Here is a 20828-nt window from a genome sequence, read left to right on the forward strand (position 1 = left end):
TGGCGATTCCACGCCGTCCTGCACGAGGTCCACGGGCTTGTCTCCGAAGCCGACCATCAGGTCAATGTCAGGGTAGCGCTCGCGAAATTCGATCAGCCTTGGCATCACGATCAACCTGCCGATAGACCCCGGCATATCGATGCGAAGCTTGCCTCGCGGACCCTTTCCGGTATTTGAGAGGGAGTCCTCAGTTTCATCGATTGCAGCCAGGATGCGCAGACAGCGTTCGTAATATTGCGCTCCTTCCGGAGTCAGGTTCAACCGTCTTGTCGTGCGCTGCAGGAGGCGCACACGCAGGTGTGCCTCCAGGTTCTTGATGATCGTGGTGGTGGGCGCGTGCGGCAGGTTCAGCGCATCCGCGGCGCGGGAAAAACTGTGCATCTCCACGATTTTCGTGAAGACCTGCATTGCCTGTAGCCGGTCCATGGTGCCTCACTTTCAATGCTTAGCCGCGCACGCGGCAGCCCGTTGTTCAAGCAGAAATGGGTACCTCGCTGCGTTCTATCGCGATTGTTCAAAGCGAGCGAATTGTCTTCTGGATTATAACCATTTATCAGAATTGCGCTGAAGCCCACAATGGGATGCATCGTAACTTTGGCGGAATGACGCATAACCCGTCACATGGAACATGCAATCGACGAGCGATCGGACGCTTGGCATCGAAGATGTATCGATCACGGGACACGTGCAACTCATCAAGGTACGAAGCTATTTGCCGGCATCTAAAGGCGCGCTTTTACCGATCGTCATTTATTTCCACGGCGGTGGTTTTGTACGTGGCTCGCCCGACGACGCAGAGATTGCGGCAGCGACAATCGCCCGTCGCACGCAGGCGTGGGTGGTGTCGGTGGGTTACTCGCTGTCTCCCCAATTTCCATTTCCCGCCGCGCTCGAAGATGGCTACCGCGCGACCCAATGGGCGGTAGCCAATGCCCGCGCGCAAGGCGCGGATGCGAGGCGCATGGGCGTGGCCGGTCACGATGCCGGCGGCAATCTCGCGACCTGTCTTGCCGCGGTCGCACGGGATCGCGGCCAGTTCGCTTTTTCCGCGCAGGCGCTGCTTGCGCCTTTACTCGATCCCAGCATGACGCGCATGGCCAAGGCGGACGAGATTGTCGCTCCGGATCTTGGCGCGCGCGAGTGCGCGCAATGTTATCGAGCGTATTTGCCCAATGCATCGCAATGGCTCCATCCGTACGCGGCCCCGATTGAGTCACGCCGGTTGGCCGGTTTGCCGCCGGCATTGATCGCCAGTGCGCAGCACGATCTGCTGCACGTTGAAGCAGAAAAATACGCGAGCGAATTGATTGCTGCCGGCGTGCCTACCGAAGTCACGCGCCATTGCAACGCTTCGCACCATGAGCTGCGAACACATCCGGCGGCGCTAGCCGATGTCGTGATGTTCTTCCAGAAACGGCTACATTCGAAGGCACTCAGACGCTAAACGATCACAGCGATTCATTAAAAATTCCTAGCGATTTAATCGGAGCAAAAAATGTCCAGGCGACGGACGAGCGGATTGCCCGGCGTCGCAGCTTCGACCTGATGGGATCAATATTCCGTCGCAGATGTTATGGCGCGCACAGGCCGCGGCGTCTTATGAAGTCGATTTGTTCGGGTGGGCGGGGCGATTCTGCAGCAGCAGGTGTGCCGGAGTCGAGCATCGCACAGCGCTAACCGATGCTAGGACCAGGCTATGCCTTCGCTGATGCGAGCGCTTAAGCTTAGAGTCCGATATCACAGCAGGGCGCCCGGGAATCTCCACTCGGCCGCCTTTGTATTTCTTGCGTCGCCAAAGAGAATAGAATCTGCCCGGATAGAGTCTCGCTTCACGTAAGAGGCCAGCATTAATGGACAAAGGCGCGCGAACGATCACTCGTTGAATGGTTGCTGAAAGTAAGCACAGAAAGCAAGCGTCGAAAATCAGCGCAAAAAACCCGTGGACATGTAACCCGTTCCCTGAAATCGCCGAATAGGCATACAGGTCCCGCTTTATCATCCAGCACTGCGCCAGCGCCCCGCTAATTACAGATGCCTTTCGAGGAGAAGCGTCACTAGATGGATATCAATTTTGAATGCACCATGTGCGGCAAATGCTGCCATGACCTCAAGCTGCCTTTGAGCATTGACGAAGCGATCTTATGGCTTGAGCGCGGCGGCGAGGTCCAGTTTCTTTGCGAAGCTGTGCCATGGCCAGATGAGCCGCCCGCCGACAACCTGCAAGCGCAGCATAAACGCCGCCGGTCGTTCGCCGCGGCTAGCGGCGAGTTGCCCGTGCGGATAGTGGTGGTGCTGGCAGCATCGTTCGAGGGTGCGTGTCCGCACCTGCAATCGAACTTGAGTTGCGGCGTGTATGAGGAACGCCCGACTGTCTGCCGGATTTATCCGGCGGAGATCAATCCGTTCATCGAGTTGAAACCCGAGCAGAAAGAATGTCCGCCGGAAGCGTGGACCTCGGACAAGCCGCTACTGATGCGTGCACAACGCGTGGTCGATCCCGAGACGTTCGCGTTGATTGCCAAGTCGCGTGCCGCCGATGTCAGCGACGCCCCGGCCAAAGCACGCGCATGCGCCGATCTGGACATTGACGCGGCAGCGCTGGGTAACGAAGGGCTGGTGGTCTATTCGCCGCCTGTCGACCTCGCCATAGCCGCGTTGAAACGTGCTCGCGAAAGCTGCGCTGCAGATGAGGATTTTCCGCAGTGGAGAGTTGTATCGAACCGTCGTGAAACCGTGGATACGCTTGTGTCCATAGGAGCAACGGGTGTTCATTACGTCAAAGCCGATGCACCCGCATTCGATTACCTCGGGTTCTTTCCCGCCACGGCGTGAACTTCGGAATGCCCGGGCCCATCGGTCACGATGGCCGGAGCATGTCAGGTCGCTTCCCGCACAGCACGCAGGAACTGTTGCGTGCGCTCATGTTGCGGCGCTCCAAAAAACTGCTGCGGTGGCGCCTGCTCAATAATCTTTCCTTGCGAGAAGAAACACACGCGGTCCGCGAATTCCTTTGCGAATCCCATCTGGTGGGTCACCATCAGCATCGTAAGATCGTGCTCGTGCCCCAGCTTCCGAATCACGTTCAGCACTTCGCCGCATAACTCGGGATCGAGCGCCGAGGTCACTTCGTCGAATAGCATCACCTTCGGCCTCATTGCCAACGCCCGAGCAATGGCCACGCGCTGCTGCTGCCCGCCCGATAGCTGCGACGGATAGTGATCGCACTTATCGTCGAGCCCGACCATGGACAACAACTCGCGGCCTCGTTCGTTTGCATCGCGCTTCGACATGCCAAGCACCCTTAGCGGCGCCTCAATCGTATTTTGCAGCGCCGTCATATGCGGGAACAGGTTAAAGCTCTGGAACACCATGCCAATCTTGCGGCGCACTTCGCGGACATGCCGCTCGGAGGCTGGCACTAGCGCGCCATTACGGCGCATGTGCGTGAGCGGTTCGCCTTCCACTTCGATCAGGCCATCGGTTAGCGGATCGAGCGTCATCAGCACGCGCAGCAAGGTGGATTTGCCCGACCCGCTCGGTCCGATGATCGCGACCTTCTCATTGCGCCCGACCTCCAGATCGAGTGCATCAAGCACGGTGAGCGAGCCGTATCGTTTCGTGACGCCGGCAAAGCGCACCATCGGCTGGACGTTGGGCGTGACGGCGTCTGTGCCGAGTGCGGGGTCGAGATCCCGTTTCATCTGCTTCTCCTGGAGTTCCATCAGCATGCCCCTGCCGGTCGTTCGAATAGAACCTGCATCATGGCAATCTCACGCGACGTTCAAGGTGTCGCACGCCCGAGGCGAACGTCACGCTGATCAATAAAAAGAACAGGCCGGTCATGGTGATCGGTTCGAGATAGCGAAACGTTTCCGAGCCAATATTCTTCGCTTGTTGCATCAGTTCGACCACCGTGATGGCCGACAGCACAGGCGTGTCCTTGAACATGGCGACGAGATAATTCCCAAGCGCCGGAATGACTGGGCGGATTGCTTGGGGAAGAATGACGCCGCTATACGTGCGCCACGGCGACAACGACAATGCACAGGCCGCTTCCCATTGCCCGCGTGCCACGCCGTTCAATCCCGCGCGATAAACCTCGGACACGTAACACGCGTAGTGGACCGCAATGCCGATGGTGCCCGCAGTCAGCGCCGACATGGTGAGACCGTAGAGCGGCGCCACATAGAACAACACATAGACCTGGATCAGCAAGGGTGTGCTGCGAATGAACTCGACAAAAAATCCCGTCACCCGTGCGACCGGCGCAATGGAGCTGCGTCGCAAGATGGCGAACATCAATCCAAGTACGAGGGCGATCGCGAAGCCCACCAGCGTAATGCCGATGGTGTACATGGACGCGCGCAGCAGGTCGGGCAGAATATGCACCGCGTATTTGACGTCGAAAAAGGAATTCATTTCGCCATCCTCTGCATGGATTTAACACTAATGCCATGACTGACGCGGCGTTCGAAATGACGCATGATGGCGACCACGATCTGCGCCATGACGAAATAGATCACTAGCGTCAACGCAAAAATCTCAGCCGTCTTGAAGGTCGCCTCGTCGAGCTGACGCGCGCGGAAGGTGAGGTCGGAAAGCGTGATCAGCGAAACCAGCGAGGTCCCTTTCAATAATTCGATCATCAGGTTCGTGGCCGGCGGCAGTGCGTTGATCATGGCTTGGGGCAAGACAATGCGGCGCATCCTGGTCGACGCGGGCATGTTCAACGCAAGCGCCGCTTCGTATTGCCCACCCGGCACTGAACGCAATGCCCCGCGCAGGATCTCGGAGCCGTAGGCGCCGTAGTGCAATCCCAGTCCGACAATGGCGACGGTGAACGGAGTCAGTTCCAGGTTGAACGGCGGCAAGGGCAGCACGAAGAAAAACCAGAATAGCTGTACCAGTAACGACGTTCCGCGAAATACTTCAACGTATACGTTGGCGGTCCAGCGCAACACGCGCCATGTCGATGAGCGCAGAACGGCCGCCGTGCTGGCCATCACGATGGCCAGCACGATACCGGATACCGCGATCTCGACCGTGACGAGCGTGCCCTTCATCAGCAGCGGCAAGAGTTCATGCAAGTCGCCCATGGCGTCCCTCGTTTAAGACTTGAGGCGATGCAAGCCGGCAGGCGCCGGCTCGTCAAACAAAGACGGTCACCCGGCGCAGAGTGCCGCGGCCGTCTTGTCCGTCAGGTTGCTTTTATCGAAGCCGAACGGGGCGACCGTCTTCAGATGATCCGGCGTGCCGAGCCAAACCTTAAGTTGCTGGTTGACGGCGTCACGCAGATCGGTATCGTCAGGGCGGAAGGCAAGGGCGCCATAACCCGTGTGCTTGGGATCGTCGGTGAACTTCGGAATGGCTTCGACCGTTGGACCCGCCTTGGAGGCAAGTCCCTTCATCGTCAGCGCGGTGCCGGCGGCAGCATCGGCACGGCCTGCTCGCACGGCCTGCAACTGTGCGGTGGTATCGGGTACCTGCAGCAATTGCCCGTCCTTGACGCCGGAGTCGCGCGCATAGCCGAGCTCAACCGATCCCGCCATCACAGCCAGTTTCGAATCAGGATTTTTACCCACGTCCGCGTAACTTTTCAGGCTCTTCGGATTGCCCTTAAGCGTCAGCAGGGTGTCCTGGATCTGGTATTGAGGGTTGGCAAAGGCGACCTGCTTGCAGCGCTCAGGCGTGATGTACATGCCGGCTGCAATCACATCGAAGCGCCCTGCGCGCAGGCCGGGAATAAGCGAACCCCACTCGGTGAGCACTGCATCGACTTTCTTGACGCCCAGCTTGGCAAACACCTTCTTCGCAATCTCGGGCGACTCGCCGGTCACGGTGCCGTCCGGCGTGGTATAGGCAAAGGGGGTTTCATTCGCGTAACCAATGCGCACTTCGCCAGTGCGTTGAATGCGCTGCAAGGTCGTTTCAGCGTTCGCTGCGGCCGCATGGGCCACCAACCCCGCCGCCGCAACCATGGACAGCGCCCCCAGCATTCCAGACACTCGTTTGAGTTTCATGTCGATCGGTTTCCGTTTCCGTAGCGTGGTTGATTGCGCCGCCCGCGCGGCGCTGCTGGCGAAAAATGCTCGCAAACCCTTGGTTTTATTCCAGTTTCGAGGTTGCGCTACATCGCCATGAACGCAGCATACAAAGCCATATTTTTGTTCTAATTGCTCTAGGACAATAATTTTTACGGCTGCTTCTGCGCCACTATGGGAGCTGCTAAATGAAGTGGAGGCGAACGTGAACGAGCGCTGGCGTGACGCGGTGCGGACGGTGCATGGCGTCGAGTCGAAATACAAACGTCTGGTGAAAGCGATTGCGACGGACATCGAAAGCGCGGCTTTGGCGTCAGGCGCACGCCTGCCGCCGCAACGCGAGGTGGCGGCGGATCTGGAGATCAGCGTGCAGACCGTGACGAACGCGTATAAGGAACTGGAGCGGCAAGGACTGATTCGGTGCGAGGTGGGCCGAGGCAGTTTTGTTGCCGCCCGCGTCACCGAGACCATGTCGAAATACATGCTCGACACCGCCGAGCGTGAGGTCATCGACTTTTCTATCGCGCGAATCGTCCATACCCCGGAGCACGACGCCATGTGGCGCAAAGTGTGCGCGACGCTTGCCACCGTCGAGGATCAACCCTGGATACGCGCGTTCCGGCCGATCGCGGGTTTTGAGCATCACCGGCAGGCAGGCGCCGCGTGGCTCGCCACGCTTGGCATGCCGGCGAATCCGGAGACGCTGCTGGTCACCAACGGCGCCGCCCATGGCATCTTCCTCGCGCTGGCATCGTTCGTCGGCCCCGGCGACACCGTACTGTGCGAGAGCCTGACCGACCACGGGGTGATCGGCTCCGCGAACGTGCTGGGCTTTACGCTCAAGGGCCTTGAGATAGATGAATACGGCATACGTCCCGAGCATTTCGAAGAGATGTGCGACAGCGAGCGCGTCAGCGCGCTCGTCTGCACCCCGACGCTGAACAACCCCACGGTTGCCTTGATGCCGGATTCGCGGCGTCGCGCAATCGCACGCATTGCCGAGCGTTATGGCGTGTACGTGATTGAGGACGACGTATATGGCGCACTGCCCGCGAAGACGCAGACGCCTATCGCCAGCCTGATTCCCGAGCTGTCGTTTTACTGCACGAGCATGACGAAGTCGGTGCTGACCGGCTTGCGAATAGGTTATCTCACCATGCCGCGACGCCTTGCGCTGCGCGCTGAAAGCGTGCTGCGCGTGAGCAGCTGGATGGCGACGTCGCCCATGGCCGAAGTCGCCACGCGCTGGATCTTGGACGGGACCGCCCAACACCTGGTTCAGGTGCAACGCGAGCGTCTGGGGACCAGGCAGGCCATGGTGCGCGAGGTGCTCGGCCGCTATCTGCTGGGGAGTCATCCGCAAGCGTTGTCAGCGTGGTTGAAGGTGCCGGATTACTGGCAAGCGGACCGCGTCACGCGCGAGTTGCGCAACCGCGAGATTGCGGTGACATCGCCCGATCCGTTCCTCGTGCGTGGCGCCGAGAGGCCGAACGCGGTGCGCCTGTGCGTGGGCGCCGAAGTGGCGGACACGACCTTTAAAACCGCGCTCGAAACCATTGCCGAAGTGTTCGAGCAGTACCCGCACGTGCACGACTTCAATTAACCGGGCATCAACGTCGGGCACTCGTTGCATCGATTGAACTAGGACATTAAAAAGCGCTTTTTAGGACATTAGACTCGATCGCATCTACTTCATCTTGCGATCCCGTTCATGCCTGTTCTCTCGCTTGCCGATGTCTATCGCGCGCGTCGCCGTATCGATGGACGTGTGACCCACACGCCGCTGCTCGCGTCGGCATCGCTGTCGCGGATTGCAGGCACAGACGTCTATCTGAAGCTGGAAACCACGCAGCCGACCGGCAGCTTCAAGCTGCGCGGAGCGACTAACGCACTGGCCGAACTCGCTGAGCGCGGCATCAGGAAAGTGGTCACTGCATCGACGGGAAATCATGGACGAGCCATTGCATATGCCGCGCGTGCGCTCGGCATGGAGGCGGCCGTATGCATGTCCGCCTTGGTGCCCAAGAACAAGGTCGATGCCGTCACCGCACTTGGCGCGCGTGTCGTGGTTGCGGGCAAGAGCCAGGACGAAGCACAGGCGGAGGCGTTGCGTCTTGCCGGCGAAGAAGGCTTCGTATTCGTTCCGCCTTTTGACAACCTCAATGTGATTGCGGGGCAAGCCACGATCGGCTTGGAGATCATGGAGGCCTTGCCCGATACCGCGAGCATTGTCGTGCCGTTATCAGGCGGCGGCTTGTTTAGCGGTGTCGCGTTTGCGGCCAAGCGCGTCAACGCCAACGTCGCGATGATCGGCGTGTCCATGGAACGCGGCGCCGCCATGCACGCGAGTCTCGCGGCGGGAAGACCGGTGCTCGTCGACGAAGTCGAGACGCTCGCAGATTCGCTGGGCGGCGGTATCGGTCTGGATAACGAACATACCTTTGCACTCACACAAGAGCTTGCCGATAGCGTCGTGCTGCTGGACGAAGTGTCCATTGGGCGGGGCATCGTGCATGCGTATCAAGAAGAACGGCTTGTGATCGAAGGGGCGGCGGCGGTAGGCATTGCCGCGCTGCTTGATGGACGTATCGACCGTGTGGTGCTCAAGAACGGTCCAGTCGTGCTGGTGGTGAGCGGCGCGAATATCGATATCGGGCTGCATCGACGCTTGATCCAGGAGGCTTGACATGTCCGCCATCACCTTGCTCGGCGAAGCGCAATTGCGTGCACTGGTGCCACTCGACCTCGCCGCGATCGAACAGATTGAATCTGCGTTCCTTTCACTCGCGACGGAAGCCGTGGCCATGCCGCCGATCCTTCGTCTCGACCTTCCGGAGCATGCCGGCGAAGTCGATGTGAAGACAGCGTGGCTACCGCGTTTCGATAGTTTCGCCATCAAGGTCAGTCCCGGATTCTTCAACAATCCCGCGCTCGGTCTGCCGAGTCTCAATGGCCTCATGCTGGTGCTTTCGGCACGCACCGGATTGACGGAGGCTGTACTGCTCGACAACGGTTACCTCACCACGGTGCGCACCGCGGCCGCAGGCGCGGTCGCCGCGCGCTGGCTCGCACGCAAGGATGCGAAGCGTGTTGCTGTGATCGGGGCAGGCGAACAAGCGCGCCTTCAGCTGGAGGCGTTACGACTGGTACGCGAGATCGATCATGTCACTGTCTGGGCACGCGACATGGAGCGCGCGCAGAGCTTTGCGAAGAGCACGAAGGGCATTCGCTGCGAGGTCGCCACAAGCGTGCATGAGGCGCTTGCACTCGCCGATATCGCCATCACGACTACACCCAGCCGCAGCCCTCTCATACATGCTGAAGACCTGCGTCCGGGCTTGCATATCACCGCAATGGGATCCGATGCCGAACACAAGAATGAACTCGCGCCAGCGGTTCTCGCGGCCGGGCGATACATCTGCGACCGTCTTCAGCAAACGCGCATTCTCGGCGAGCTTCATCACGCTATAGAGGCCGGCTTGGTGGCAGAGAACGCCAGTTTTGCCGAGTTGGGACATGTGATTGCGGGCATTTGCCAAGGGCGCACACATGACGACGACATCACCATTTGCGACCTCACTGGAACAGGTGCACAGGACACGGCGATCGCCGCCTTGGCGCTGCAACGGGCACGTGCGCAGAACACGGGAACCCTTTTTCACAACGACGTGACGCTCTGACAGGAGACGATGTCATTCATGACGCAACAAGCGCAAACACAAGAGCAAGCGGTACATGCAGCGGCACCCGCCGCACGCCTGCATTTCGAACAAAGCGAATTCGACGCACGTATTGCGAAGACGCGGCGAGCGATGCAAAAAGCGGAGATCGATTTGCTGATTGTCTCCGATCCAACCAACATGAACTGGCTCACCGGCTACGACGGGTGGTCGTTCTATGTGCACCAGTGCGTGCTCCTGCCAATGGAAGGGGGGCCGGTATGGTTTGGTCGCGGACAGGACGCAAACGGCGCCAAGCGCACGGTCTTCATGCAGCACGACCAGATAGTGGGTTACCCCGACCACTATGTTCAGTCACCCGTTCGGCATCCTATGGATTACCTGTCGCGTGAAGTGATTGCCGCACGAGGCTGGGATAAATGCCGGATAGGTGTTGAGAAAGACAACTACTATTTCAGCGCGGCAGCGTACGCGTCGTTGACGCATCATTTGCCGCAAGCAAACTGGGTAGACGCCACAGCGCTCGTCAACTGGCAGCGTGCTGTCAAGTCGCCACGCGAGATCGAGTACATGCGCGTTGCGGCGCGGATTGTCGAGAAGATGCACGCACGGATTCTCGAGCGGATTGAACCCGGCATGCGCAAGAGCGATCTTGTTGCGGAGATCTATTCGGCAGGCATCACGGGCGTGGAGGGATATGGCGGCGATTACCCCGCGATCGTACCGTTGCTGCCGACTGGCTCCGACGCAGCCGCGCCGCATCTGACGTGGGACGACTCCAAGTTCGCCACGGGCGCGGGAACGTTCTTTGAAATTGCCGGCTGCTTCAGGCGGTATCACTGTCCGCAATCGCGCACGGTGTATCTCGGGCGCCCGCCGCAGCATTTTATCGATGCGGAAAAGGCCATCGTTGAAGGTATAGAAGCGGGACTTGCAGCAGCGAAGCCCGGCAACCTTTGCGAAGACGTTGCCAACGCGTTCTTTGCGGTGCTGCGCAAATCCGGGATAGAGAAGGACAGCCGCTGCGGGTATCCGATCGGTGCGAGCTATCCGCCCGACTGGGGCGAGCGCACGATGAGCCTGCGCCCGGGGGACAAGACGGTCCTCGAGCCCGGCATGACGTTTCACTTCATGCCGGGGCTGTGGCTCGACGACTGGGGCCTGGAAATCACGGAAAGCATCCTGATTACCGGCACCGGTGTTGAGACGTTCTGCAACACGCCTCGTCAATTGTTCGTGAAGGAGTAGCAATGCGTGCGTCACCCATTACGCCGACGGTGGATCTGGCAGCCGAGGGCGAGCAGCACGGGTTCCTCAAGCTGCCGTATTCCCGCGATGATTCAGCGTGGGGCGCCATCATGATTCCCATCACCGTGATTCAGCGCGGCGAAGGTCCGACCGTGCTCCTGACGGGTGGCAATCATGGCGACGAATACGAAGGACCCATCGCGCTGTCCAAGCTTGCTTCAACGCTCAAGGCAAGCGATGTCACCGGGCGCGTGATTGTCGTGCCCTTCATGAACTATCCGGCATTCAAGGCAGGCACGCGCACGTCGTCGGTGGATTCCGGCAACCTCAACCGGAGTTTTCCCGGCAAGGCGGATGGCACGGTCACCGAAAAAATAGCGGATTATTTCCAGCGGCATTTGCTGCCCATCTCCGACTATGTACTCGATATCCACGCGGGTGGCCGCACGCTGGATTTCCTGCCGTTTGCCGCCATTCATGTCCTGTCCGATGCCCAGCAACAGGCGCGCTGCGAAGCCGCAATGCGTGCGTTCGGCGCGCCTTACTCCATGCGCATGCTCGAACTCGATAGCGTTGGGCTGTTCGACACCGCGGTTGAAGAAGCAGGGAAGGTGTTCATTTCCACTGAGTTGGGCGGCGGGGGAACTGCAACGGCTGCAAGTGTGGCGATTGCCGAGCGCGGTGTGTATGGTTTTCTCGCACATGCGGGTGTGATCGACCGGGAAGGGATCTCGCCACGCGACGACCAGCGCGGCAACAACCGCTCGACGACGCTGCTGGACATGCCGGATGGCACTTGCTACACCACCAGCGAACACAGCGGCTTGCTCGAAATGTGCCGTCATTTAGGCGACTTTGTTGAGGCGGGCGACGTGCTGGCCCGCGTCTACGACGCCACGCGGACCGGCACGCCGGCGGTTGAATATGTGGCGCGGCGCAGCGGCTTGCTGGCGGCGCGGCATTTCCCAGGGCTAGTGCAGATCGGCGATACGGTCGCAGTCGTCGCCGATGTGATCGAAGGCCATATTCCCGTGGTCATCTGATCGTGATCAAACTCGACCGCTACGACATCGCCATCTTGCGCATCTTGGCCCGCGATGGGCGTATTACGAAATCGCGGCTCGCCGAGGAGGTGAATTTGTCGATTTCGCCTGCTTGGGAACGGGTGCGGAAGTTGGAGGAGAGCGGCGTCATTAAAGGTTATCGGGCGGAGCTCGATTGGGTAGGCGTTATTAGCGCTAGCCGGATTGTGGTGGAGGTGACTTTAGCGAAGCACACTGCGCATGACATGCGGCGCTTCGAGGAGCGTGTGGTGGCAGCGCCCGAGGTTGTTCAGTGCTATGCAACTGGCGGCGGCGTGGACTATGTGATGCATGTCGTATCGCGGGATATCGATCACTACCAGCGGTTTATCGATTCTCTGCTGATGGATGACGTCGGGATTGAGCGGTATTTCACTTATATCGTTACTAAGGTCGTTAAGGGGATGGCGGATGGTATTCCCGATTGGGAGTAGAAGATTTACAAGGTTGTTTTCGCTTGCGGCTGGTTGACGCGGGCGGTTTTGAAGGTAGCGGTTTTGCGTCATTGCCGGGTTGCTGCTTTCCAGGTCTTCGCGGGTTTTATGTTGGCTGTTTTCTTTATCACTATTAGCCACTGCGCGTGGCGGCGCGTCATTTCTTTTTCCAAAGCGAAAAAGAAACGAAGCAAAGAAAACGCTTTCAACAGCTCTACCCTAAGTGTCCACAGCGTGCAGTTTTGATTCATTGGTGCCCCAAAAGCACGGTGCTCGCCAGAGCTTAGGATGTGTGAAGCCCTCCTTCTCGCGAATCCTGACAGTAAAACGCTTCGCCCCGTACGCTCTCGGGCTAGCACTTCATTCGTTGGTAGGGTCGTTGAGCAGAAACCCACTCAACATCAATCCCCGGTTCACCAAAATATCTCGCGGAAACAACCCGCAACACAGAAAAAACACCACGCATAACGGTTTAGATCGAAAAAATCGCATGGCCACGAGGGCGAAAATGGACGTCATACAGCGCAATCAGGAGACACTCATGTTGCTGGGTCATCCCGTCCTCTTTAAATCACTTTGCTATGTAGATGGCCGATGGATTCATAGCGACAGCGCCGCATCCATCGCCGTGCAAAATCCCGCCGACCAAGAAGTAATCGGTCACGTGCCCTTGCTAGACCGCGCGCAAATTGAAGCTGCAATCGGCGCCGCGCACCGCGCATTCGAGTCCTGGCGATGGGTCCCGCAAGATCGCCGCAGCGCAATCCTGCTCCGCTGGCACGAACTGATCCTGCGCCATCAACACGACCTCGCCGGCATCCTGTCGCTGGAACAAGGCAAACCTCTAGCCGAATCAAAGGGCGAGATTGCCTACGCAGCAAGCTTCATCGAGTGGTACGCCAACGACGCAAAACGCCTCTGCGGCCGCACCATTCCAACGCACATCAATGGCGCTCACCTAGGCACCGTCTTGGAGCCCGTCGGCGTCGCCGCGCTGATCACGCCGTGGAATTTTCCGGTCGCAATGATCACGCGTAAAGCGGCTGCCGCACTTGCCGCAGGGTGTACGGCCATCGTCAAGCCCGCGCACGAAACACCTTTCTCAGCACTCGCGCTGGCGCAACTCGCGGAAGAGGCAGGTTTTCCCGCAGGCGTGTTCAACGTGGTGCTGGGCGAACCGCAAATGGCCATGGAAACACTGGTACGCGACGTGCGCGTGCGGGCAGTCAGCTTCACAGGGTCTACTCGGGTAGGCGGCCTCGTCGCGCGCGCGGCTGCCGAGTCTGACATCAAGAAATTGGCGCTGGAACTGGGCGGCAACGCACCGTTCATCGTGACGGAAGACGCTGATCTCGATCAAACCGTCAAGGTAGCAATTGGCGCGAAGTTCCAGACGTCAGGACAGGATTGCTGCGCCGCAAATCGCATCTTCGTGGCCGCGCCTTTGTATGAACAGTTTGTCCAGCAATACAGCGAAGCAGTGCGCGCGCTGAAAGTTGGACCAGCCTTCGAGGCAGGCGTGGAGGTGGGGCCCCTTATGCATCAGGCTGCCTTCGATACCACCGCCGCCCGCGTCGCCGACGCCCAGGCGAAGGGCGCGCGCATTACCGCAGGCGGGCAAGCACATGCGCTTGGCGGATGGTTCTTCGAGCCGACCGTGGTGGCGGACGCAGCACCCGGCATGCGTATCTACGATGAAGAAAACTTCGCACCGACATCGGCAATATCGCCGTTCAACACGCTGGATGAAGTGGTGTCCAAAGCCAACGATACGGAGCACGGGCTGGCTGCCTACGTCTGTGCCACGCGCATGGACACGATCTTCCAACTGGTACGCCGGCTCGACTTCGCGATGATCTCGGTCAACGGCGTCAAGTTCACGGGTGCCGCCATCCCGTTCGGCGGCATGAAGGCGTCGGGCCTCGGCCGTGAAGGGGGATCGGAAGGTTTCGAACCGTTCGTCGAAACCAAATATTTTTGCCTCGGCAACCTCGGCCTGCCGCTGAGCGTCACGGCTTAACGGCATCGCGCAAGTTACACGAACCACACGAACAACCCGAATCACAGCAATCCAAGGAGCAACTCATGACACCACAACTCGAGCAACAGTTCAGCGAAGACCGCGCACACTTCATGCACCCGTCGACCCACGCGCACGATCACGCGAGCGGCGCTCTTCCGGGCAAGATCATTCGTGGAGCAAAGGGTATTCGCATCGAGGATCACGAGGGCAAAAGCTATATAGACGCCTTCGCAGGCCTGTACTGCGTGAACATTGGCTATGGCCGCACCGAAGTGGCCGATGCGATCTACGAGCAAGCCAAGAAGCTGGCGTATTACCACACGTACGTGGGCCATTCCACCGACACCATCATTGAGCTGTCGTCGCGGATTATCGACTGGTCGCCAGCAGGGATGAAGAAGGTTTATTACGGCATGTCCGGTTCGGACGCGAACGAAACGCAGATCAAGATCGTCTGGTATTACAACAATGTGCTGGGCCGTCCGAACAAGAAGAAGATCATTTCCCGCGATCGCGGTTATCACGGTTCGGGCATCGTGACGGGTAGCCTGACCGGCCTGCCGAGCTTTCATCAGCATTTCGATTTACCGATCGATCGCGTGAAGCATACGGTCTGTCCGCACTGGTACCGGAAGGCGCCGGACGGCATGAACGAAACGCAGTTTGTCGCCTATTGCGTGGAAGAACTCGAGAAGCTGATCGCGCGCGAAGGCGCCGACACCATCGCGGCTTTCATCGGCGAACCGGTAATGGGAACGGGCGGCATCATTGCTCCGCCGGAGGGCTATTGGGCCGCGATCCAGCAGGTCCTGAAGAAGCACGACATCCTGCTGATCTCCGACGAAGTGGTATGCGGCTTCGGCCGCCTCGGCTCGAAAATGGGCGCGCAGCACTACGGCATGCAACCCGACCTGATCACCGTCGCGAAGGGTCTAACGAGCGCCTATGCGCCGCTGTCGGGCGTGATCGTGGGCGAGCGGGTGTGGGACGTGATCGAGAAGGGCTCTCAGGAACATGGTCCCATGGGACACGGCTGGACCTATTCGGGCCACCCCATTTGCGCGGCTGCTGCTATCGCCAACCTGAATATCCTCGAGCGCGAGAACCTGACGCAAAAGGCGGCCGATGTGGGCGCTTATCTTGGCGCGCAGTTGCATGCTGCATTCGACCAGCATCCGCTAGTGGGTGAAGTCCGTCAGACCGGCATGCTGGCCGCGCTTGAATTCATGGCGGACAAGGCAGGACGCAAGCCCTTCGATGCCGCGCTGAAAGTTGGACCGAAGGTGTCGGCGGCTGCGTTGCGTCGTGGAGTAATTGCGCGGGCCATGCCGCACGGCGATATTCTCGGTTTCGCGCCACCGCTCGTGACCACGCGGGCAGACGTGGACGAGATCGTCGGTATCGTGCGCGAAGCCGTGGATGAAGTCGCCACGCAGACGATTGCCTGACACTAACGCCAAACCCACGCAAACCGGTTCCACAAGTATCGATAAATCTTGCCGCCGGCTTCGTGCCGGCGGTTTTTTTTGCTGCATCAGACCAGCTCGGCACAACACGGTTCAGCGCAGCCAAGCCATGCTCGATTTCAACCGAACATCCACATAACGCCGCGACGCCCTTTCCTCTCAATCCTCCGGGTTCGCAATATCACTGGCGACAATCTGTTCGCCATGCGTGACTGCCGCCTCGCGCGCGGCTTCCCGCGAGGGATACGGCCCCAGCACCGGAGATCCCTGAAAAGGGAACAACATGCGGCCGTCGGTTTTTCTAACAACCTTTAGTGTTCCTACGAACAATCCGCCGGCATTGATCTGATACGACGCATACACCGCGAAGTCCTCGGGGCTCATGCTTCCGGGCGATCCCCGGCTTTGCAGCTGGGTCATGGATAAGACAAGTTTCGGTTTTTTCATGGCTTTGTACGTGTTTCAATCGTGCCCGTGTAAAGGCGTGGCGTGCGTCCAGTCAAGCGCTGAAGCGGTCGATTTTTCCGGGTGCTGAACATCACGACGTTCACTTAAATTTCACAGCACTCAACGTTTAGCAATTCTTGGTCCGCTCGCGCAGTACGCTTCTTGCGAAGGAAAGCAGAACCAGCACAAAGCGCTTTCCGGTGGCGCAATGCAGCACGCCCCAAGTTCTTTGCTTGTCCAGAATCCACGCCATGTGGACGAATGTGGCGTGGTGCCTGGCGTGAGGATCGAGGAACAGTCATCGTCAAGCCGGGCGGACACGTGTCAGCATGCGCGCAACTTGAACGCGTTTCGGCCCACGTGAAGCCATGCTCATTGATAAGAAAAGGAAAGCACATGGACGCCTTTATCGCAGTGTTCGGCACCGGCCAAGACCTCGACTCGCTGCAGATGGCCGCTCGCGCGGTCGCGGTCTTCATCGGCGCGCTGGTCTGTATCCGAATCTCCGGCCGACGTTCTTTCGGTCAGCGCTCTCCGTTCGACTATGTCGTTGCCATTCTTCTTGGCGCGACGCTGAGCCGCGTGATCGTTGGTGCTTCGCCCGCAGTCCCCACGGTGGTCGCCTCCTTCGTGATTGTGTTGCTGCACCGGGTGCTTGCATGGGGCTGCCTGCATTCACCGATGCTGGAGCGGCTGGTGGGCGGGACCGAGCGGGAGTTGTATCGCGACGGACGCTTCGACGAGAAGCAGATGTCCGCTGCCCTCATCACGCGCACCGACCTGCTCGAAACAGCGCGGCAGCAACTAGGCGCCAACGACCTTTCCGGGATCCGCGCGGCAACACTCGAGCGCAACGGAGAGATCAGCCTGATTCGTGACAAGGACACCCGCTAGGTACCTCCGCGAAACCCGGCCTTACGCGGGCCAGGAGCGAGGAAAGCGGGGCCAAGAGATCAGAGCTAGCAAGAAATGTCCCCGACAGGTGCGCTTGAAAAGTTTGCGCTGGAAACGTTGATGACGTCCTGCCAGCGGGATTTTGGAAGGTAAAATAAGCGCCTATCTATAGACGTTTAGAACTCTGCAACGCTGACGAGCGTCGTACGGTCAGACGTTGCTTATCGACCCCCGCACATGAACGAAAGACAACCGACCAATGGCCTGGGCCACGCCTTCCTGGAGGGCGGCGGCGAGGTCGCCAGGATCATCGCTTCAAGAGACTGGTCCACTTCGCCATTGGGACCGATCGAAGGCTGGTCGACCACGCTGACCGGCACCATCGCCCTGATTTTGCAGTCGCCTGTTCCCATCGTGACGCTCTGGGGTGTCGATGGCGTCATGCTCTACAACGACGCCTATTCCGTTTTCGCGGGCGGCCGCCATCCTCAGCTTCTCGGCTCCAAGGTACGGGAAGGGTGGTCGGAGATCGCGGACTTCAACGACAACGTGATGAAGGTCGGGTTAGCCGGCCGGACGCTGCGATACGAAGACCAGGAACTCACGCTGCACCGGCACGGACGCGGCGAGCAAGTGTGGATGAACCTGGACTATTCGCCCATTCGCGACGAACGGGGCGTGCCGGTCGCGGTCATCGCGATCGTCGTGGAGACCACCGCGAAGGTGCGCGCGGAGCGCTGGCTGAGCGGCGAGCGCGAACGATTGCGGCGGATGTTCGAACAGGCGCCCGGGTTCATGGCCATGCTGACCGGTCCCGACCACGTCATCGAACTGACGAACGCCTCCTTCACGCAACTGGTCGGCGACCGCACGATCCTGGGCAAGCCGGTGCAGGAGGGATTACCCGAACTGCGCGGGCAAGGGTTTGTAGAGATCCTGGACCGGGTCTACGCCTCTGGAATGCCCGTCTCGGGCAGCGCGCAGTCCATCGTGCTCAACCGGCTTCCTGGCGCCCCTGCGCAGCAGCGCTACGTCGACTTCGTTTATCAGCCTGTGCGCAACGAAGCCGGCGCCGTGATCGGCATCTTCATTCAGGGAACCGACGTGACGGATCGCCTCGTGGCGGAGCGCGCGGTTCATGAAAGCGAGCAGAAATTCCGCACCTTCGCCCAGGCCATGCCGAACCATGTCTGGTCGGCGGACCCCAACGGTCAGCTCGACTGGTTCAACGACCGGGTCTACGAGTACAGCGGTGCGGCGCAGGCCACGCTGGACGGTCAGGCGTGGGGCAACATCATTCATCACGATGACCTGCCGGCCACCATTGGACAGTGGGTGGACGCAGTGGCATCGGGCACGACTTACGAATGCGAGTTCCGGATTCGACGAGCCGATGGCGTATACCGCTGGCATATCGCCCGGGCGCTGCCTATTCGCGACAACGTCCAGCGCATTATTCGATGGATCGGAACGAACACCGACATCGAAGACCAGAAGTCCGCAGCACGCGCTCTTGAGCGCCTGAACAAGACCCTGGAACAGCAGGTGGCGGAAAGTGTTGCCGACCGGGACCGCATGTGGCGGCTTTCTACCGACCTGATGCTGGTCGCCGATTTCCAATCGAATATCGTGGCGGTGAATCCGGCCTGGCAACAGATCCTCGGCTGGGATGAGAAGACGCTTATCGGCCATTCGCTGCTTGAGTTCGTGCATCCCGATGACCGGGTCTCGACGCTCGCCGAATTGGGCGAACTCAGCGGGGGTATCCGCACGTTCAAGTTTGTGAACCGCTATCAGCGGCAGGATGGGACGTATGTCACGCTGTCGTGGACGGCCGTGCCCGATGACCGTTTCATCCATGCCGTGGGCCGCGACATTACTGCGGATCGTGAAGCCGCAGACGCGCTGCGGCGAACCGAACTCGCGCTCCAGCAGGCGCAAAAAATGGAGACCATCGGCAAGCTCACCGGCGGCGTCGCGCACGATTTCAATAACCTGCTGCAGGTCATTTCAGGCAACTTGCAACTGCTTGCGTCGGACGTGGCGGGCAGCGAGCGGGCAGAGCGGCGCGTGGCAAATGCGCTTGCCGGCGTGAGCCGCGGCGCGAAGCTGGCGAGCCAGTTGCTGGCCTTCGGCCGCCGGCAAGCGCTCGAGCCGAAGACGATCAGGATCGGACGGCTTATCACCGGCATGGAGGACATGTTGCGGCGCAGTCTGGGCGAAGCTATCGAGATCGAGATCGTTGTTTCCGCCGGCCTGTGGAACACATTCGTCGATCCCACCCAAGTTGAAAACGCAGTCCTCAATCTCGCCATCAACGCGCGCGATGCCATGGACAACGCGGGCAAGCTGACCCTGGAAGTAGGCAACGCGTTCCTCGACGACCGCTATGCACTTGATCATGCCGAAGTGACCCCCGGACAATACGTGATGCTCGCGGTGACGGACACCGGCTGCGGGATGACACCTGAAGTACTGGCCCAGGCCTATGAGCCGTTCTTCTCCACCAAGCCGGAAGGCAAGGGCTCGGGCCTGGGACTCTCCATGGTTTACGGATTCGTTAAGCAGTCCGGTGGACACGTGAAGATCTACAGCGAACCGGGCCACGGCACGACAGTGAAATTGTATTTGCCGCGAACCCACGACAAGGAAGATCTCGGGGCGGTGCTGGAAAGCACGCCGGTTCTGGGCGGCGCCGAGACGATCCTGGTGGCTGAAGACGATGAACAAGTCCGGGTGACGGTCGTGGAGATGTTGTCCGAACTGGGCTATCGCGTGCTCAAGGCGAGCGATGCCAGCAGCGCGCTTGCGATCATCGAAAGCGGCGCGCCAATCGATCTGTTGTTTACCGACGTTGTCATGCCGGGTCCCCTGCGAAGTCCCGAATTGGCTCGCCGCGCGCGGCAACTCATTCCCGGCATCGCGGTACTGTTTACGTCCGGCTATACGGAAAATGCGATTGTCCATGGCGGCCGGCTGGATGCCGGCGTTGAACTGCTCGGCAAGCCCTACACGCGGGAGGCGCTTGCGAGAAAGATCCGGCATGTTCTGGCAAATCAAACCCAGCGTGCCGCACTCAAGGTGGTGGCGGCGCCTTCGAGCGTACCGACAGCGGCCACGCTAAGTGTGCCTTCGGGACGCTCGCTAAGCATCTTGTTCGTTGAAGACGATGACCTGATCCGCTCCAATACGAGCGAGTTGCTCATGAGGCTGGGGCATGTAGTCCACGAGGCTGCCAACGCACAAACGGCTTTGGCACTGATTCAGAAAGAGGCGGTGGATTTGCTCATCACGGACGTTGGCTTGCCCGGTATGTCGGGCGAAGAACTCGCTATACAAGCCCGGGTTTTGCGCGGTGACCTGACTGTCATATTTGCAACCGGCCACGATCACGTTTCAAACGTGTCCGGATACTTTGTCTTGCGAAAACCCTACGACACCGCGAGCATCGCTGCGCTCTTGCGGCAGATGCAATGACCGCAGGAGGACATTTTCCCCCTTGCTTTCCCTTGC

The 20828-nt window shown here is 59.7% G+C and carries 18 protein-coding genes and 1 pseudogene; 12 read left to right on the forward strand and 7 right to left on the reverse strand.

The window, feature by feature from the left end:
• Positions 1-6 precede the first annotated feature (6 nt).
• Positions 7-426, reverse strand: a pseudogene (locus tag ACMX25_RS11285) (LysR family transcriptional regulator); the annotation flags it as partial.
• A gap of 202 nt (positions 427-628) precedes the next feature.
• Between ACMX25_RS11285 and ACMX25_RS11290 the strand changes: the two are divergent.
• Positions 629-1444, forward strand: a complete 816-nt coding sequence (locus ACMX25_RS11290; RefSeq protein ID WP_414949895.1) for an alpha/beta hydrolase — start codon at positions 629-631, stop codon at positions 1442-1444.
• A 614-nt stretch (positions 1445-2058) separates the two neighbouring features.
• The gene (locus tag ACMX25_RS11295) at positions 2059-2832 is read left to right on the forward strand and encodes a YkgJ family cysteine cluster protein (RefSeq protein ID WP_414949897.1); all 774 of its coding nucleotides are present in this window, start codon (positions 2059-2061) and stop codon (positions 2830-2832) included.
• 44 nt (positions 2833-2876) lie between these two features.
• Here the strand turns inward: ACMX25_RS11295 and ehuA are convergent, their stop codons facing one another.
• The 4 genes from ehuA to ehuB form a co-directional block, all read right to left on the reverse strand.
• The gene (ehuA, locus tag ACMX25_RS11300; protein ID WP_414949899.1) at positions 2877-3701 is read right to left on the reverse strand and encodes an ectoine/hydroxyectoine ABC transporter ATP-binding protein EhuA; all 825 of its coding nucleotides are present in this window, start codon (positions 3699-3701) and stop codon (positions 2877-2879) included.
• Positions 3702-3759: 58 nt separating this feature from the next.
• Positions 3760-4419, reverse strand: coding sequence for an ectoine/hydroxyectoine ABC transporter permease subunit EhuD (gene ehuD, locus ACMX25_RS11305; RefSeq protein WP_414949901.1), 660 nt, complete (start codon positions 4417-4419; stop codon positions 3760-3762).
• Positions 4416-5096 carry an ectoine/hydroxyectoine ABC transporter permease subunit EhuC gene (gene ehuC, locus ACMX25_RS11310; RefSeq protein WP_414949903.1) on the reverse strand — a complete coding sequence of 227 codons (681 nt, stop codon included), beginning with the start codon at positions 5094-5096 and terminating at the stop codon, positions 4416-4418. The genes ehuD and ehuC overlap by 4 nt, the downstream gene beginning before the upstream one ends.
• Positions 5097-5162: 66 nt before the next feature.
• Positions 5163-6020: an ectoine/hydroxyectoine ABC transporter substrate-binding protein EhuB gene (gene ehuB, locus ACMX25_RS11315; protein WP_414949904.1), complete on the reverse strand. Its 858-nt coding sequence runs from the start codon at positions 6018-6020 to the stop codon at positions 5163-5165.
• Between the two features lie 226 nt (positions 6021-6246).
• On the opposite strand from ehuB, the gene ehuR reads away from it, so the two are divergent.
• The 6 genes from ehuR (at position 6247) to ACMX25_RS11345 (ending at position 12485) form a co-directional block, all read left to right on the forward strand.
• The gene (gene ehuR / locus ACMX25_RS11320; protein ID WP_414949906.1) at positions 6247-7644 is read left to right on the forward strand and encodes a MocR-like ectoine utilization transcription factor EhuR; all 1398 of its coding nucleotides are present in this window, start codon (positions 6247-6249) and stop codon (positions 7642-7644) included.
• Positions 7645-7752: 108 nt separating this feature from the next.
• Positions 7753-8727 (forward strand): hydroxyectoine utilization dehydratase EutB, encoded by a 975-nt coding sequence (gene eutB / locus ACMX25_RS11325; protein ID WP_414949908.1) that lies wholly within the window; start codon positions 7753-7755, stop codon positions 8725-8727.
• Position 8728: 1 nt separating this feature from the next.
• Positions 8729-9721 carry a cyclodeaminase gene (locus ACMX25_RS11330; RefSeq protein ID WP_414949910.1) on the forward strand — a complete coding sequence of 331 codons (993 nt, stop codon included), beginning with the start codon at positions 8729-8731 and terminating at the stop codon, positions 9719-9721.
• An 18-nt stretch (positions 9722-9739) separates the two neighbouring features.
• Positions 9740-10969 carry an ectoine hydrolase DoeA gene (doeA, locus tag ACMX25_RS11335; RefSeq protein WP_414949911.1) on the forward strand — a complete coding sequence of 410 codons (1230 nt, stop codon included), beginning with the start codon at positions 9740-9742 and terminating at the stop codon, positions 10967-10969.
• Positions 10970-10971: 2 nt separating this feature from the next.
• Positions 10972-12012 (forward strand): N(2)-acetyl-L-2,4-diaminobutanoate deacetylase DoeB, encoded by a 1041-nt coding sequence (doeB, locus tag ACMX25_RS11340; protein ID WP_414949913.1) that lies wholly within the window; start codon positions 10972-10974, stop codon positions 12010-12012.
• Positions 12013-12014: 2 nt separating this feature from the next.
• On the forward strand, positions 12015-12485 hold the full coding sequence (locus ACMX25_RS11345; protein ID WP_414949915.1) for an Lrp/AsnC family transcriptional regulator: 471 nt from the start codon (positions 12015-12017) through the stop codon (positions 12483-12485).
• A gap of 68 nt (positions 12486-12553) precedes the next feature.
• Here ACMX25_RS11345 and ACMX25_RS11350 read toward each other — a convergent pair whose 3' ends face one another.
• Positions 12554-12736: a hypothetical protein gene (locus ACMX25_RS11350; protein WP_414949917.1), complete on the reverse strand. Its 183-nt coding sequence runs from the start codon at positions 12734-12736 to the stop codon at positions 12554-12556.
• Positions 12737-13026: 290 nt separating this feature from the next.
• Here ACMX25_RS11350 and ACMX25_RS11355 point away from each other — a divergent pair, with 290 nt between their 5' ends.
• Together ACMX25_RS11355 and ACMX25_RS11360 are read left to right on the forward strand one after the other, a co-directional pair.
• Positions 13027-14505: an NAD-dependent succinate-semialdehyde dehydrogenase gene (locus ACMX25_RS11355; RefSeq protein WP_414949974.1), complete on the forward strand. Its 1479-nt coding sequence runs from the start codon at positions 13027-13029 to the stop codon at positions 14503-14505.
• A 65-nt stretch (positions 14506-14570) separates the two neighbouring features.
• Entirely contained in the window at positions 14571-15956 is a 1386-nt protein-coding gene (locus tag ACMX25_RS11360; RefSeq protein WP_414949918.1) for an aspartate aminotransferase family protein, read from the forward strand.
• Between the two features lie 177 nt (positions 15957-16133).
• Here the strand turns inward: ACMX25_RS11360 and ACMX25_RS11365 are convergent, their stop codons facing one another.
• Positions 16134-16358, reverse strand: a complete 225-nt coding sequence (locus ACMX25_RS11365) for a DUF6723 family protein (protein WP_414949919.1) — start codon at positions 16356-16358, stop codon at positions 16134-16136.
• 459 nt (positions 16359-16817) lie between these two features.
• Between ACMX25_RS11365 and ACMX25_RS11370 the strand changes: the two genes are divergently transcribed.
• On the forward strand, positions 16818-17315 hold the full coding sequence (locus ACMX25_RS11370; RefSeq protein ID WP_414949921.1) for a DUF421 domain-containing protein: 498 nt from the start codon (positions 16818-16820) through the stop codon (positions 17313-17315).
• Positions 17316-17552: 237 nt separating this feature from the next.
• Positions 17553-20792, forward strand: coding sequence for a hybrid sensor histidine kinase/response regulator (locus ACMX25_RS11375; protein WP_414949922.1), 3240 nt, complete (start codon positions 17553-17555; stop codon positions 20790-20792).
• Positions 20793-20828 lie beyond the last annotated feature (36 nt).

Origin of the sequence: Caballeronia eucalypticola, from assembly GCF_047608185.1 — a bacterium.
Classification (GTDB): Bacteria; Pseudomonadota; Gammaproteobacteria; order Burkholderiales; family Burkholderiaceae; genus Caballeronia.